This window comes from Staphylococcus devriesei (assembly GCF_002902625.1).
Lineage (GTDB): Bacteria > Bacillota > Bacilli > Staphylococcales > Staphylococcaceae > Staphylococcus > Staphylococcus devriesei.
The window spans coordinates 1-281 of sequence record NZ_PPRG01000112.1; the positions used below are offsets into that span (position 1 = coordinate 1).

1 protein-coding gene is annotated in these 281 nt (G+C 35.6%); it reads left to right on the top strand.

What is annotated here, in order from left to right; translation table 11 throughout:
* Positions 1-281, top strand: a 281-nt coding sequence (locus tag CD147_RS11775; protein WP_142382055.1) for an N-acetylmuramoyl-L-alanine amidase, incomplete at both ends; no start/stop codon positions are given.

Sequence of the window (281 nt, forward strand, 5' to 3'; positions counted from 1 at the left end):
CATATCTTTGTCGATGACAAAGAGTGTATTGTTTGTATTCCAGTTACTGAGAAAGCATGGCATGTATTATATAATACACCAACTGACAACCAATGGTATAACGCTGATGCAAACGATGTAGCATTTGGTGTGGAAGGTAGTTACTTCCCTAGTAGTCAAGAACGTTCTCGTAAGTCATTAGATAATATGGCACGTGTATTAGCTTATTTATGTAATTATTGGGACATTGATTACAAAACAGAAGTGCCAGGTCATCAAGATATTCAAAATGACAAAATCGA